Origin of the sequence: Jiangella anatolica, from assembly GCF_003236295.1 — a bacterium.
In the GTDB taxonomy this organism is placed as follows: Bacteria; Actinomycetota; Actinomycetes; order Jiangellales; family Jiangellaceae; genus Jiangella; species Jiangella anatolica.
The window spans coordinates 1-13,358 of record NZ_POTW01000142.1 but is presented as its reverse complement, the minus strand read 5'-3'; the positions used below and the strand labels follow the sequence as shown (position 1 = coordinate 13,358).

Sequence of the window (13,358 nt, the reverse complement as noted above, 5' to 3'; positions counted from 1 at the left end):
TTCGCCGCTCGAGTACCCCGAAGGGCCTTTCCGCTCGACTTGCATGTGTTAAGCACGCCGCCAGCGTTCGTCCTGAGCCAGGATCAAACTCTCCATCAATGAATATGCGATCACTCAAAAGAGTGGATCAACCATCATCAGAAGAAACTCAACCCCAGCAACACAACCATCCCCCGGTAAGAGGACAATTGCGCTACCAAAGGAATCCAACAAACCAACAACCCCACCAAAGTGAAGATGTCAGCCCGAGGACACAAACAAACTTGGCATCAACCAAACATCATCAGGCACACTGTTGAGTTCTCAAAAATCGGACGCACCCACTTGATTTCCTCTCGGAAATCTCCGTGAGACGCTGGTGTTACTTTAGGTTTTCCCGGTCTGCCGAGTCAAATTCGCTGCTTTCTCGAATTTGGCCGGCTGTCGGTCGAACGACCCTCGCCCGGGCAACCCGTCTAGCCTAGCCCACCGGGTTCCTCGGATCAAGCCCGCAGGCCGATCTGATCGAGCTCAGTGGGAGGCCCCCGAGTCCGGCGCACCGTTCCCGGTGCTCCCGCGCTCTCGTGGGCCGACGGAGAACTTACAAAGATCAGCGGGGCGGAGTCAAATCGACGGGCGGGGGCCGGTTCGCGCGTTCGCGCCCCCAGGCCGTCGCTCCGGTAGTACACCTGGTGAGAGCCCTGATCACGGGCCTGTCGCCGACCCAGGACGGTGCGTCATGCAGGAGTACCAGCCGTACGAGCCATCCGCCTATCCCGTCACGTTCTCCGTCGACTACCCGGACCGGCCGCTGAACCGGCTGACGACCTTCTTCCGGCTGATCGTGGCGATCCCGATCCTCATCGTGCTGGGCAGTGTCGCCGGCGGTACCTGGCAGTGGTCCTACGACGACGCCGAGGCAGCGGCGGCCGGCGCCGGCGGGCTGCTGTTCTTCGGGCCGCTGCTGATGATCGTCGTGCGTCAGAAGTACCCGCGCTGGTGGTTCGACTGGAACCTGGAGCTGCAGCGGTTCGCGAACCGGGTCAGCTGCTACCTGGCGCTGATGGACGACCGGTATCCGTCGACCGACGAGCATCAGTCGGTGCGGCTGGACTACGCCTACCCGGACGTGCGCACCGACCTGAACCGGTGGCTGCCGCTGGTGAAGTGGCTGCTGGCGATCCCCCACTACATCGTGCTGTTCTTCCTCGGCATCGGGGCGTTCGTGGCGGTCGTCATCGCGTGGTTCGCGGTGCTGTTCACCGGGCGGTACCCGCGCGGGCTGTTCGACTTCGTCGAGGGCGTCATCCGGTGGAACAACCGGGTCGCCGGGTACGCCTTCACGCTCGTCACCGACCGGTACCCGCCGTTCCGGCTGGAGCCCTAGCCGGACGACGTCTCTCAGGTTGCTCTTAACCTCGGCGCGCACACTGGCGGACGTGCGGGTCCTTGTCGTCGACGACGAACCGGTGCTCCGGGAGTCCCTGGCGCGTTCGCTGCGCTTCGAGGGCTACGCCGTCACGACCGCGGCCGACGGCGTCGAGGGGCTGCGCCGCTTCCCCGACGTGCGCCCGGACGTGCTGGTGGTGGACGTGATGATGCCGCACCTGGACGGCATCGAGCTGTGCCGCCGGCTGCGCCGCGACGGCGACCGCACGCCGGTGCTGATGCTGACGGCGCGCGACGCGGTACGGGACCGGGTGCTGGGGCTGGACGCCGGCGCGGACGACTATCTGGTGAAGCCGTTCGCGCACGAGGAGCTGCTCGCGCGGCTGAGGGCGATGCTGCGGCGGACGGCGTCGACGGAGGACGAGGCGCCGCTCGTGGTCGGCGACCTGCGGCTGGACCCGCAGACCTGGCAGGTGCGCCGCAACGGCCGGGAGATCACGCTGACGCGCACCGAGTTCGGCCTGCTCGAGCTGCTCATGCGCCATCCGCGCCAGGTGCTCACGCGCACCCAGTTGTACGAGGGGGTGTGGGGCTGCGACCTGGACGGGTCGACGAACTCCCTGGACGTCTACGTCGGCTACCTGCGTAAGAAGCTCGAGGCCGGCGGCGAGCCGCGGATGCTGCAGACCGTCCGCGGCGTCGGCTACAGCCTGCGCGCGGCGCCGTGACGCTGCGGGCCCGGCTGGCGCTGCTGACGTCGGCCGCGGTGGCGCTGGCCGTGATCGCGGCGTCCGTCACCGCGTGGCTGCTGATCCGCTCCAGCCTGCTGGACGAGATCGACCAGCGGCTGCTCTCGCGCATCCCCGACGTCGAGGAGATGGCGCAGACGGCCGCCGAGCTCCCCGACGGCGCCCGCCACCGCATCTCACTGGTGATGGGCAACGAGCCGCTCGGCATGCAGACGATCACGCCCGACGGCTCGGTCGAGCCGGGGCTGCCACCGGGCAACGAGCCCGGCGCGCTGGTCCTGGACGAGGAGGAGCAGCGGATGCTGGACGGCGAGATCGAGAGCCCGCTGCTGCGCAGTGAGACCGTCGGCGGCGAGGACGTCCGGGTGATGACGGCGTCGCTGGAAGGCGGCGGTGCGTTGCGGCTGGTGCAGCCGCTGGCGAACGTGCACGAGACGCTGACGAGGATCGCCTGGCTGCTAGCGGGCGTCACCGGCGTCGGGGTCGCGGCGGCGGGCGCGCTGGGCTGGACGACTGCGCGCACCGGCCTGCGCCCGATCGACCGGCTGGTCGACGCCGCCGAGCAGGTCGCGTCGACGAAGGACCTGGCGCACCGGATCGACCCGCCCGGCAACGACCGCGACGAGGTCGCGCGACTGGCCGGGTCCGTGAACGCGATGCTGGCCGCCCTCGACGACGCCCGGACGCAGCAGCGGCAGCTGGTCGAGGACGCCGGACACGAGCTGCGCACCCCGCTGACGACGCTGCGCAACGACCTCGGCGTCCTGCTGCGCAGCGAACAGCACCCGGACCGCACGCTGAACCTGGAGGACCGCGCCGCACTGCTGCGTGACCTGGAGGCCGAGGCGGCGGCGCTGAGCGACATGGTCGGCGAGATCGTCGAGCTGGCCCGCGGCGGCACCGAGCCGGAGCCGCCGCTGGAGACCGACCTGCGCGCGCTGCTCGACCGCGCCGCCGCACGCACCCGCCGCATCGACCCGTCCGTCACCATCACCGTCGCCGGCCGCCCGTTCGAAACGGTCGTGCACCCGGTGGTGCTGGAGCGGGCGGTCGCGAACCTGATCCGCAACGCCGTGCAGGTCAGCCCGCCGGGCGGCGCCGTCGACGTGCTGCTGGACGAGACGGCCGCGGGCGCCCGGATCAGGGTGCTGGACCGCGGGCCGGGCATCTCCGACGCCGATCTGCCGCGCATCTTCGACCGCTTCTACCGAGGCCAGGCCGCCCGCGAACGGCACGGCTCCGGCCTCGGCCTGGCCATCGTCGCGCAGGCCGCGGAGCTGCACGGCGGCTCCGTCACGGCCGGACGGCGCAAGGGTGGCGGCGCCGCGTTCACTCTCGTGCTGCCGCAGCCGATTCTCAGCCCGCTCTTAGAACGGCCCTAAGGACGTCTCATGCCGCGCCGGGAGCGTGGGTGTCGCACCGACAACCACGACGTCCCGGAGGACACGATGACCCGATCCACCCGGCGCGGTTCCCGGCTGCTGCCGGTCCTCGCCCTGCTGCTCACCGTCGCGCTGACGGGGTGCGGCTCGGACGACGACGACCCGGCCGCCGCGGCCGGCACCGGCGACAGCAGCGCCGGCAGCAGCGATGGCGGCGACGGCGGCGGCGAGACCGACCCGGAGCAGGCCGAGCTCGACTTCTACCAGTGCATGCGCGACAACGGCGTCGACCTGCCCGACCCCGATCCCGGCCAGCCGGGCGTCCAGCTGCAGCTGCCGCCGGGCTCCGAGGCGGCCATGGAGGAGTGCCGGTCGCTGCTGCCCAACGGCGGCGAGATGCAGGACACCAGCCCAGAGGACCTGGAGTCGCTGCGCGCGTTCACCGAGTGCATGCGCGAGAACGGGATCGACATGCCCGACCCGGCCGCCGACGGCAGGCTGAGCATGCCCGCCGGCGTCGACCCGCAGAGTGCGGAGTTCCAGGCCGCGATGACCACGTGCCAGCCCGAGCTCAACGGCGCACCGATCCGGCTCGGCGGCCCAGGTGGTGGCCAGTGACGACGACGCTCGACCACCAGGACGACCTCGACGCGGACCTGGACCGGCCGCGACGGAGCCGGGCCCGGCTGATCTGGCTGACGCTCGGCGTCGTCGGGGTGGCCGGGGCCGGCGGGGCGTACTGGTACCTGACACAGGACGACGGCGGCGAGCCGGCCGCGACGTCCACCGGGCCGGCGGCGACCGCGGAGGTCGTGCGCGACACGATCGCCGCCACCGAGACGTGGTCGGGCACCCTCGGCCACGGCGACGCGCTCGGCATCCCGGCCGCCCAGGGCACGCTCACCCGGGTCGCGCCGGTGGACACCGAGGTCACCCGCGGCACCGAGCTGTTCCGGCTGGACGAACGGCCGGTGACGGCGCTGCTGGGGGCGATCCCGATGTACCGCGACCTGGGCATCGGCGACGAAGGGATCGACGTGGAACAACTGGAGGCCAACTTGGCGGCCCTCGGGTACGAGGGCTTCACCGCCGACGACGAGTACACCGAGAACACCGCGGAGGCGGTCGAGGAGTGGCAGGAGGACATCGGCGCGGAGGAGACCGGCGCCGTCGGCAGGTCCGACGTCGTGTTCCTGCCCGAGGGCGGCCGGGTCGGCACGGTGTACGCCGACGTCGGCGCCCAGGTCACGCCGGGATCGCCGGTGCTCGACATCACCGGCGCCGACCAGGTCGCGACGTTGGAGGTGGACGTCGCCGACCGGGACCTGCTCGCCGTCGGCACCGCCGTCACCGTCGTCCTGCCGGGCGGCGCGGAGGCATCGGGGACGGTGACCGCGGCGACCGTCGTCGAGGCGCCGCCGGCCGGTGGCGGCGGCGAGGAGGAGGCGGCGGGCAGCGAGGACGCCGTCGTCGAGGTGGAGGTGGCGCTGGCCGAGCCGGTCGACGCCGCCCTGGTCGGCTCGCCGGTCGACGTGGTGCGGCCGGTCGACGAGCGGGCGGACGTGCTGGTCGTGCCGGTGACGGCGCTGCTGGCGATGTCCGGCGGCGGCTACGGCCTGGAGGTGGTCGCCGACGACGGCACGACGTCGGTCGTCCCCGTCGAGCTGGGGCTGTTCGCCGACGGCCGGGTCGAGGTCACCGGCGACGGCATCGCCGAGGGCGACGTCGTGGGGGTGGCCGGACGATGACCGTCACGACCGCGGAGCCGGTGATCCGGCTGCGCGACGTCCACCGCCGCTACCCCGGCCGGCCGCCGGTGCGGGCGCTCGACGGCGTCAGCCTCAGCGTCGCGCCCGGCGAGCTGGTCGCGATCGTCGGGCCGTCGGGGTCGGGGAAGTCCACGCTGCTGAACATCCTCGGCACGCTGGACCGGGCCGACGCCGGCGAGGTGCGCATCGCCGGCCGCGACGTCGGCACGATGTCGGACAAGCAGCTGTCGGCGCTGCGGGCGCACGCGATCGGGTTCGTGTTCCAGCAGTTCTTCCTCTCACCCGGGGTGAGCGCGCTGGACAACGTCGCCGACGGGCTTCTCTACACCGGCATGCCGCTGCGCGAGCGGCGCCGCCGGGCGGCCCGGACGCTGGCCCGGGTCGGGCTGGCCGACCGGACGCACCACCGGCCGAACGAGCTGTCCGGCGGGCAGCGGCAGCGGGTCGCCGTCGCCCGGGCGCTGGCCGGGCGGCCGTCGTTCCTCCTGGCCGACGAGCCGACCGGCGCGCTGGACTCCGCGTCCGGCGCGGCCGTGCTCAAGCTGCTGCACGAACTGCACGACGGCGGCACGACGGTGCTCGTCATCACCCACGATCACGGGGTGGCGGCCGAGCTGCCGCGTCAGGTGCACATCCTGGACGGGCGGATCGAGTCCGACGAGTCCGTGGCGGTGGCGTCGTGAGAAGCCCTATGTCAAGCCGGCTCCGGTTGGTCTTGGTTGAGGAGTCGTTGGAGGGCTTGGTGGCGGGTGGGGTCGTAGGCGGCGTGGTCTTGCCAGCAGTGCCAGATGACGTAGAGCCAGGCGCGGGCGAGGATGCGCACGGCGTGGGGGTGGTCTTTGCCGCGGGTGATGGCGTCGTTGTAGAGCTGGGCGGCCCAGGGGTTGGCTCGTCTGCTGTCGGCGGCGAAGTCGCAGACAGCGTCGCGCAGTTGTTTGTCGCAGGCCCAGCGGAATCCGGCCACGCGGGACTTGCCGGACTGGCGGGTCGAGGGTGCGGCGCCGGCCAGGCAGGTCAGCGATTCGGGGGTGGGGAACTTCGCTCGGCAGTCGCCGATCTCGGCGAGCAGCCGGGCGGCGCGGACCCGGCCGGCGCGGGGCAGAGACGTGAAGATGTGCGCGTCGGCGTGCTCGTCGAGCTGGCGGTCGATCTGGGTCGAGAGTGTCTTGATCTGCTCGACCAGCGTCTTGAGCAGTTCCACCAGGGCGTGGGTGATGTGGGCCTGGCTGGTGGCGTGTTCGCCGGTGGCTCCGCGGGTGGCGTGGAGGAGGCGCTGGTGCAGCACCGCGGGATCGGTGCGGCCGCTGTAGCCCTGCCTGGACAGCCAGGCGCCCAGGCGTTGAAGGGTGAGCCAGTCGGCCCGGTCCTGGGTGTCGAAGCGAGTCAGGAACGCCAAGGTGATCTCGGAGTCGATGTCGGCGAACAGTCCGACGGCGCCGGGGAAGACGTTACGCAGGTGCATGCGGAGCTGGTTCGCGGCCGCGACGCGGTGGCCGACGAGGTCCTTGCGGGCCCGGCAGGCCCGGCGCAGCGCGATGGTGGCGTCGGTGTCGGGGATCAGGGGCCGCAGCCGGGCCCGGTCGGTGCGCAGGGTGTCGGCCAGCACGTAGGCGTCGAACCGGTCGTCCTTGTTGCCGGCCGACCCGTATCGCCCACGCAGGTTCTTGACCTGGTTCGGGGAGATCACCACCACGGTGAGGCCAGCGTCCAGGAGCGTGTCGACAACGGGCCCGTCAGGGCGCTCGATCGCGACCTCACCCACACCGTGCCGGCCGAGGAACCCGGTCAGCTCACGCAGACCAGCGGCGGTGTGCTCGACCATGGTGCGGGCGAGTTCACGGCCACGGGCATCGACGATGCTCACGGCGTGGTCATCGCGGGCCCAATCGATCCCACCGGTCACGTCGTTGACCGCAACCTCGGGCAGAGACCCAGACGATTCACTATCGATGGTGTTGCTGGCAGACTTCATGTCAGCCTCCTCGCTGCTAGACCCAGTGGGGAGGCACCCTCGTCACACGGCGCCGTTGGTGCCGGAGTCTGCCTGCCGGTTCGCTCACTGATCGGCGCTCGCAGCCGGCAACCCCAGCCTTGGCGCACAGCCCTATCGACGGTCCACAGACTCCGAGCGACCACCAGATCCTGCAGATCTCACGACGGACATCGCACTGCTAGAACGCGTCAAGCGAGCCGGGCAGTGACCTGGTGGCACCCGGGGTGCATCGACGCCCTCACCGAGCACGCCGACCAGAGGATGGTGCACCAGTGAGCGCGGGCCGGTCCCGGCTGCGGCCGCGCGACACCGTCCGGGTCGCGTTCTCCGGGCTCCGGGCGCGGCCGCTGCGCGCCGTCCTGTCCGCGCTGGGCATCGCCGTCGGCATCGCGGCGATGGTCGCCGTCGTCGGGATCTCCGCGTCCAGCCGCGAGCAGGTGAACGAGCAGCTGCGCAGCCTCGGCACGAACCTGCTCACGGTCGCGCCGAGCCAGTCGTTCGTCAGCACGGCGCAGCTGCCGGCCGAGTCCGTCGACATGGTGGCCCGGCTCGACGACGTGGAGTCGGTGAGCGCGGTCGGGATCGTCCCGGACGCGGCGGTCTACCGCACCGACGAGATCGACCCGAACCAGACCGGGTCGATCGCCGTCAGCGCGGCGCGCACCGACCTGCTGGACACCGTCAGCGCGACGGTGGCGTCCGGTCGCTGGCTGGACGACGCGCTCAGCGCGTTCCCGGCGGTCGTGCTGGGCGCCGACGCGGCGGAGCTGCTCGGGGTGTCGCGGACCGACGGCGACGTGCAGGTGTGGCTCGGCGGCGAGTGGTTCACCGTCGCCGGCGTGCTGGACCCGGTGCCGCTGGCGCCGGAGCTGGACACGTCGGCGCTGATCGGCTGGCCGGTCGCGGAGTCGCTGCTCGGCTTCGACGGCGCGCCGACGACGGTGTACCAGCGGGTCGACGAGACGGCGATCGACGAGGTTCGGACGTTGCTGCCGGCCACCGTGGACCCGGCGGCGCCGGAGGAGGTCGCCGTCAGCCGGCCGTCCGACGCGCTGGCCGCGCAGGCCGCGACCGACGAGACGCTGACGACGCTGCTGCTGGCGCTCGGCGGGGTGGCACTGCTGGTCGGCGGCATCGGGGTGGCGAACACGATGGTGATCGCCGTCCTGGAGCGACGGTCCGAGGTCGGGCTGCGGCGGGCGCTCGGGGCCACCCGGGCGCACATCCGCCGTCAGTTCCTCGGCGAGTCGGTGCTGCTGGCGACGCTGGGCGGGGTCGGCGGCGCGCTGCTCGGCGGTGCGGCCACGGCGGCGTTCGCGTCCGGGCGGGACTGGCCGTTCGCGCTGCCGGTGTGGGTCCTGGCCGGCGCGGCCGGCGCGACCATCGTCGTCGGGGCGCTGGCGGGTGCCTATCCCGCGGCCCGGGCCGCCCGGATGCCACCCACGGCGGCACTGTCTGCCGTGTGACGCGTTTTGCGCGAATCGGTGGTGGCGGCCGCCGCCCGCGGGTTCAATGACCCCGTTCACCAGCCACGACGTGGAAGGACAAACGGGGACATGGTACGCGGACCGGTACGGGCGGCGGCCGTCGCCGCGGTGACGGCGGTGCTGACGCTGATGGCCGCGGGCGCGGCGCACGCGGAGGCGTCGTACGGCGAGGTGACGCTGACGGGGAGCGGCGGGGACTACTCGGGCACGGTGACGCTGCCGCCCGGGTTCCCCGGGGCGACGTTCACCAGCGACTCGAGGGCGGCCGCCTCGGTGCCCAGCGGCTCGTCGAACTGGCTCCCGGCGGCGACGCCGTGGGGCGAGGTGTTCGGGTCCAGCCAGAACCAGGCGTACCTCAACCTGCGTCCGGCCGCCGACTCCGCCGCGTCGCCGTCGACCACCAGCTATGTCTTCGACGCTCCGACGCCGGCCGGTGGGTGGGGGTTCGCGCTCGGTGACATCGACTCCGACACCGCCGTCGTGACCGCCCTGGACGCCTCCGGCGATCCGGTGTCCGGCGCCGACCTCGGCTTCGAGGGCGTCTTCAACTACTGCGACGCGTCGCCGCGGCCCAGCGGCGTGTGCTCGGCCGGCCCGCCGGCCGGCGGGACCGGCTTCGACCTGCCGGTGTCCGCCGTCGGCGCGTCGGACGTGACGCTGACCGGCAACGGTCCGGACACCGGCGGCGCGGCCGGCTGGTTCCAGCCGCGGGTCGCGCTGTCGTCGCTGACCGTCGAGTTCGCCTGGCAGACCGGCTTCCCCGTCTACCACACGTGGTTCGCGTCGCAGCTGCGATCGGTCGCGGGCACGGTGACGCTGAACGGGTCGGAGCCGCAGGCCGGGGTCGAGGTCACACTGACCGGCCCGTCCGGAGAGGTGATCGCCACCACCGCGACCGCCGAGGACGGCACCTACGCGTTCCCCGGGCTCGCGCCGGGCGAGTACGACGTGACGATGACGGTGCCGGACGGGCTGACCGCCGTCGGCCCGTCGACGCTGCCCGCGGACGTGGTGACGGAGGATGCCGCCGGCGTCGACTTCGACCTGATGGAGGATGCCACCGAGGTGTTCGAGGTGCCGGGGACGGTCACCGACCCGGAGGGCGAGCCGATCCCGGAGGCCGAGGTCGTGCTGGAGGACGGCGACGGCGAGGTGGTCGCGGAGACCACCACCGACGACGACGGCGACTTCGTGCTGCCCGACGTGCCGGCCGGCGACTACGAGCTCGTCGTCACCCCGCCGGGCGCGGACTCGACCCGGATCCCGGTGACGGTGCCGGTGGACGAGCCGCTGGCGATCACGGCCGACCCGACGCCGACGCCCACCCCGTCGCCGTCGCCCACCCCGACGGAGGAGCCGACCGAGGAGCCGTCGCCGACGGAGGAGCCGAGTCCGACGCCGTCCGCGTCGCCCACGGACGAGCCGGGCGAGGAGCTGCCCGACACCGGCGCCGGCGCCGGTCCGGCCGTGATCGCGGCGCTGTTGGCCGCCGCCGGTGTTGGGGTTCTGGCACTGCGCCGCCGGGTCACCGGCTGACCGATCGGGTACAACCCTCGTATGGGGGATGACGGGCGGCCGGCGTTCGTGCTGCACGAGCATCGCCGGCCGCGGCACCACTTCGACCTGCGCCTGGAGGAGAACGGCGTGCTGCGGTCGTGGGCGGTGCCGCGCGGCCTGCCCGGCACGCCGGGCGAGAACCGGCTCGCCGTCGAGGTGCCCGACCACGACCTGGACCACTTGGACTATGAGGACGAGCACAAGTCCGTCGCCGACACCGGCTGGTGGGAGGAGCACGACCGCACCGAGCGGCGGATGATCTTCACCCTGCACGGGCGGGACGGCGCCGCGCGGTACGCGCTCATCCGCACCGGCGATGGGTGGCTGCTGCGGCGGACACTGGAACAGCCGGGAGATGTGTCGAGAACGGCGGAGCGGCTCCGACCCACTGCTGAGCCGCCGGAGAGACCGGCGCCGGGATGAAGGACACACCATGAGCCAGAAGATCATCACGTTCCTGTGGTTCGAGAACGACGCCGAGGAGGCCCTGACCTTCTACACGTCGATCTTCGACGACGCCCACATCACCTCGGTCGCCCGCTTCGGCGACGGTGGCCCGTTCCCCGCCGGCACCCTCCAGTCGGCGACGTTCGAGCTGGCCGGCCAGCAGTTCATGGCCATCAACGGCGGCCCGCACGACCCGTTCAACGACGCGATCTCACTGTTCGTCGCCTGCGAGACGCAGGAGGAGATCGACCGGTACTGGGACGCGCTGCTGGCCGGCGGCGGCACGCCGACGCAGTGCGGCTGGCTGAAGGACCGGTTCGGCGTGTCATGGCAGATCACGCCCGTGCAGCTGCTGCGCTACCTCAGCGACCCGGACCCGGAGAAGGCCGGCCGCACCGCCGCGGCGATGATGTCGATGGTCAAGCTCGACCTCCCCGCGCTGGCGGCCGCCTACGAGGGGACTGCCTAGCGCACCAGGCGCAGGCCGGCGACCGCGTCGACGAGGAGAGATGCCGCCTCGCGGGTGTCGGAGTCGGCCTGCACCAGGTCGTCCCTGGCCGCCTCGAAGGCACCTGCCGCACCCCGGCGCAGAGCGTCGAGCTGATCGCGAGCCCATGACTGATCGACGCCCAGCGTCTTGGCGGCCTTCAGACACTGCGCCTCGCCGATCTTCGCGAACTCGTACTCGCCGCCGATCTGCATGGCGGCATAAGTGGGCCGACCATACGGCGCGTAGGTCACGAGGTCGTACAGCGGTGCCAGGCGGACGCGGTCCTGGACCAGGATCAACGAGTAGTTCTTGGCGTGCGCGTCATTGCATTCGAGCACCGTGTTGAACATGAGCCCACGGAAGAAGTCGCGTGCGGTCTCCTCCCGATCGGCCCTCAACGGGAGGCTCTTGAACAGTCGAGCCACCGCGCCGACGCCCGGCCCTCCGTCGAGATGCTGGTACTTCTTCTCCGGCGGGAACCCCAATGCCTGGCACAGATCCTCCTGATGGACCCGGATCCAACGATCGCCGACTCTCCTGCGGTCGTACCGGGCGGTGACGAACGCGCGCACCTCTCCGAAGGTGGACAAGGATGTCTGGGCCACCGAGAGTCCGAGATGGCCCGCTGCCCGCATGGTCAGGTGCTCGACGACGTCCAGTCGGCGGTACTCGCCCGCCACGGGCTTGATGATGTGAGTGGTCGGCGTGCCGGTGTCCGGCCGAGCCCAACCGTCCGGACAGCGATGAAGCGCCACCTTCGGCTGTGCCCCAGCCAGACTGAACCGTTGCGAGGGTCCCCCGCCCGGCATGCCCTCGCGATACTCCGCAATCGTGTCCAGCAGGAGTGTCTCCAGCTCGTGCGGCCCGAGCAGGGTGTGGCTCGCGGGAAGGCCACCGCCGTCCGTTGTCGACACTCCCGGCGGCAGGATCTGGAGCGCACCCGCCACATCCGCTCCGACGTGGCTGAGCAACGCGAATGGATTCTCCAGCGAAACGCCGTACTCACGCGCCAGCGCCGCCCTAGCCTGCGGGTTGTCGGTCAACAGACCGGCGAAGAACGGGCGGACCACACGATTGGCGTGCGTCGCGATCGCGAGGGGCATCGACAACGACAGCGGCGTCGGCTGCCTACCCGCTCGATATGCGTCCTCGTAGTCGAAGGTGAGGTTGCCGCCCGAGGACTGCCGCAGGACGCCACAGCGCACGCCGTCCAGGTACACGTCCAGCTCAGCTGTGGTCATCGGGCTCTCTTCCGAAGAGTTCGTCGATGATCTCGTCCGCTCTCGTGTCGCGCGTCAACGGCGTCAGGTCCAGGGCGAGATCGAGCACCTCGAGGACATCCATCAGTTGTGTCACGTTGACGTTGGGTTTGCCGCGCTCCAGCGCGTTCACCCACTCGCGGGACACGCCGGCGCGCCGCGCGAGCTCGGCCTGCGTCAGTTCGCGCTCGTTCCGGCGGTCGCGTACCGCGGCGCCCAGCTCTCGCGTGCTTCGGAACACTTCGACCCCCAAGGGATGTGCACGATCATCCACATTAGCGGATGTGGACGAACGTCCACAAGAGAAGATGTGCACGAACGTCCACAGGCTAGGAGGCGGACGGACGCAGGAGCTGGCGGACGGCGCGGCCGGCGGCGAGCTCGTCGAACGCGGCGGGGAGGTCGTCGAAGCCGAGGGTGGAGGTGCGCAGGAGCTCGACCGGCAGCTTGCCAGCCTCCCACAGCCGGATCAGCCGCGGGATGTCACGGGCCGGCGCGGCCGAGCCCATGTACGAGCCGCGCAGCACCCGGCCCTCGCCGGTCAGGGTGACGGCGGGCAGGGCGGCCCGGTGCGACGGGTCGGGGAGGCCGACGGCGACGGTGGTGCCGCCGCGGGCGGTCGCGGCGAACGCGGTCTCCAGAACGGCGGCGCTGCCGACGCACTCCAGGGCGTGGTCGGCGCCGCCGCCGGTCAGCTCCCGGATGGCGCCAACCACATCCGGTTCGGACGCGGACACGACGTGCGTCGCGCCGAGCGACGTGGCCAGCGAGAGCTTCGACGGCACCGTGTCGACGGCGACGACGGGGTGGGCGCCGGCCAGCGCGGCGCCCATCACCGCGGACAGGCCCACCCCACC

14 protein-coding genes and 1 rRNA gene are annotated in these 13,358 nt (G+C 71.7%); 10 read left to right on the top strand and 5 right to left on the bottom strand.

What is annotated here, in order from left to right:
* Window positions 1-99: ribosomal RNA gene (locus tag C1I92_RS31405) — 16S ribosomal RNA — on the bottom strand; the annotation flags it as partial.
* A gap of 619 nt (window positions 100-718) precedes the next feature.
* On the opposite strand from C1I92_RS31405, the gene C1I92_RS31400 reads away from it, so the two are divergent.
* The 6 genes from C1I92_RS31400 (at window position 719) to C1I92_RS31375 (ending at window position 5,951) form a co-directional block, all read left to right on the top strand.
* Entirely contained in the window at window positions 719-1,366 is a 648-nt protein-coding gene (locus C1I92_RS31400; protein ID WP_111258568.1) for a DUF4389 domain-containing protein, read from the top strand.
* 52 nt (window positions 1,367-1,418) lie between these two features.
* The gene (locus C1I92_RS31395; RefSeq protein WP_111258567.1) at window positions 1,419-2,096 is read left to right on the top strand and encodes a response regulator transcription factor; all 678 of its coding nucleotides are present in this window, start codon (window positions 1,419-1,421) and stop codon (window positions 2,094-2,096) included.
* Window positions 2,093-3,499: a sensor histidine kinase gene (locus tag C1I92_RS31390; protein ID WP_111258566.1), complete on the top strand. Its 1,407-nt coding sequence runs from the start codon at window positions 2,093-2,095 to the stop codon at window positions 3,497-3,499. Before C1I92_RS31395 ends, C1I92_RS31390 begins: the two co-directional genes overlap by 4 nt.
* Before the next feature lie 66 nt (window positions 3,500-3,565).
* Window positions 3,566-4,117: a hypothetical protein gene (locus C1I92_RS31385; RefSeq protein ID WP_146605360.1), complete on the top strand. Its 552-nt coding sequence runs from the start codon at window positions 3,566-3,568 to the stop codon at window positions 4,115-4,117.
* On the top strand, window positions 4,114-5,247 hold the full coding sequence (locus C1I92_RS31380; protein ID WP_111258564.1) for a peptidoglycan-binding protein: 1,134 nt from the start codon (window positions 4,114-4,116) through the stop codon (window positions 5,245-5,247). The genes C1I92_RS31385 and C1I92_RS31380 overlap by 4 nt, the downstream gene beginning before the upstream one ends.
* The gene (locus tag C1I92_RS31375) at window positions 5,244-5,951 is read left to right on the top strand and encodes an ABC transporter ATP-binding protein (protein ID WP_111258563.1); all 708 of its coding nucleotides are present in this window, start codon (window positions 5,244-5,246) and stop codon (window positions 5,949-5,951) included. The genes C1I92_RS31380 and C1I92_RS31375 overlap by 4 nt, the downstream gene beginning before the upstream one ends.
* An 11-nt stretch (window positions 5,952-5,962) precedes the next feature.
* Here C1I92_RS31375 and C1I92_RS31370 read toward each other — a convergent pair whose 3' ends face one another.
* Window positions 5,963-7,240 (bottom strand): IS110 family RNA-guided transposase, encoded by a 1,278-nt coding sequence (locus C1I92_RS31370; RefSeq protein WP_111258562.1) that lies wholly within the window; start codon window positions 7,238-7,240, stop codon window positions 5,963-5,965.
* 293 nt (window positions 7,241-7,533) lie between these two features.
* On the opposite strand from C1I92_RS31370, the gene C1I92_RS31365 reads away from it, so the two are divergent.
* The 4 genes from C1I92_RS31365 to C1I92_RS31350 all read left to right on the top strand — a co-directional run bounded on the left by C1I92_RS31365 (window position 7,534) and on the right by C1I92_RS31350 (window position 11,221).
* Window positions 7,534-8,727, top strand: coding sequence for an ABC transporter permease (locus tag C1I92_RS31365; RefSeq protein ID WP_111258561.1), 1,194 nt, complete (start codon window positions 7,534-7,536; stop codon window positions 8,725-8,727).
* Between the two features lie 90 nt (window positions 8,728-8,817).
* On the top strand, window positions 8,818-10,284 hold the full coding sequence (locus C1I92_RS31360) for a carboxypeptidase regulatory-like domain-containing protein (RefSeq protein ID WP_111258560.1): 1,467 nt from the start codon (window positions 8,818-8,820) through the stop codon (window positions 10,282-10,284).
* Window positions 10,285-10,305: 21 nt separating this feature from the next.
* Entirely contained in the window at window positions 10,306-10,728 is a 423-nt protein-coding gene (locus tag C1I92_RS31355) for a DNA polymerase ligase N-terminal domain-containing protein (RefSeq protein ID WP_111258559.1), read from the top strand.
* A 10-nt stretch (window positions 10,729-10,738) separates the two neighbouring features.
* A complete protein-coding gene (locus C1I92_RS31350; RefSeq protein ID WP_111258558.1) occupies window positions 10,739-11,221 on the top strand; it encodes a VOC family protein in 483 nt (160 codons plus the stop codon).
* Here the strand turns inward: C1I92_RS31350 and C1I92_RS31345 are convergent.
* The 3 genes from C1I92_RS31345 to C1I92_RS31335 form a co-directional block, all read right to left on the bottom strand.
* On the bottom strand, window positions 11,218-12,483 hold the full coding sequence (locus C1I92_RS31345; RefSeq protein ID WP_111258557.1) for a HipA domain-containing protein: 1,266 nt from the start codon (window positions 12,481-12,483) through the stop codon (window positions 11,218-11,220). The genes C1I92_RS31350 and C1I92_RS31345 overlap by 4 nt on opposite strands.
* Window positions 12,470-12,775 carry a helix-turn-helix domain-containing protein gene (locus C1I92_RS34160; RefSeq protein ID WP_158564377.1) on the bottom strand — a complete coding sequence of 102 codons (306 nt, stop codon included), beginning with the start codon at window positions 12,773-12,775 and terminating at the stop codon, window positions 12,470-12,472. The genes C1I92_RS31345 and C1I92_RS34160 overlap by 14 nt, the downstream gene beginning before the upstream one ends.
* Window positions 12,776-12,830: 55 nt before the next feature.
* Window positions 12,831-13,358, bottom strand: a 528-nt coding sequence (locus C1I92_RS31335) for a zinc-binding dehydrogenase (protein ID WP_146605358.1), incomplete at its 5' end; no start/stop codon positions are given.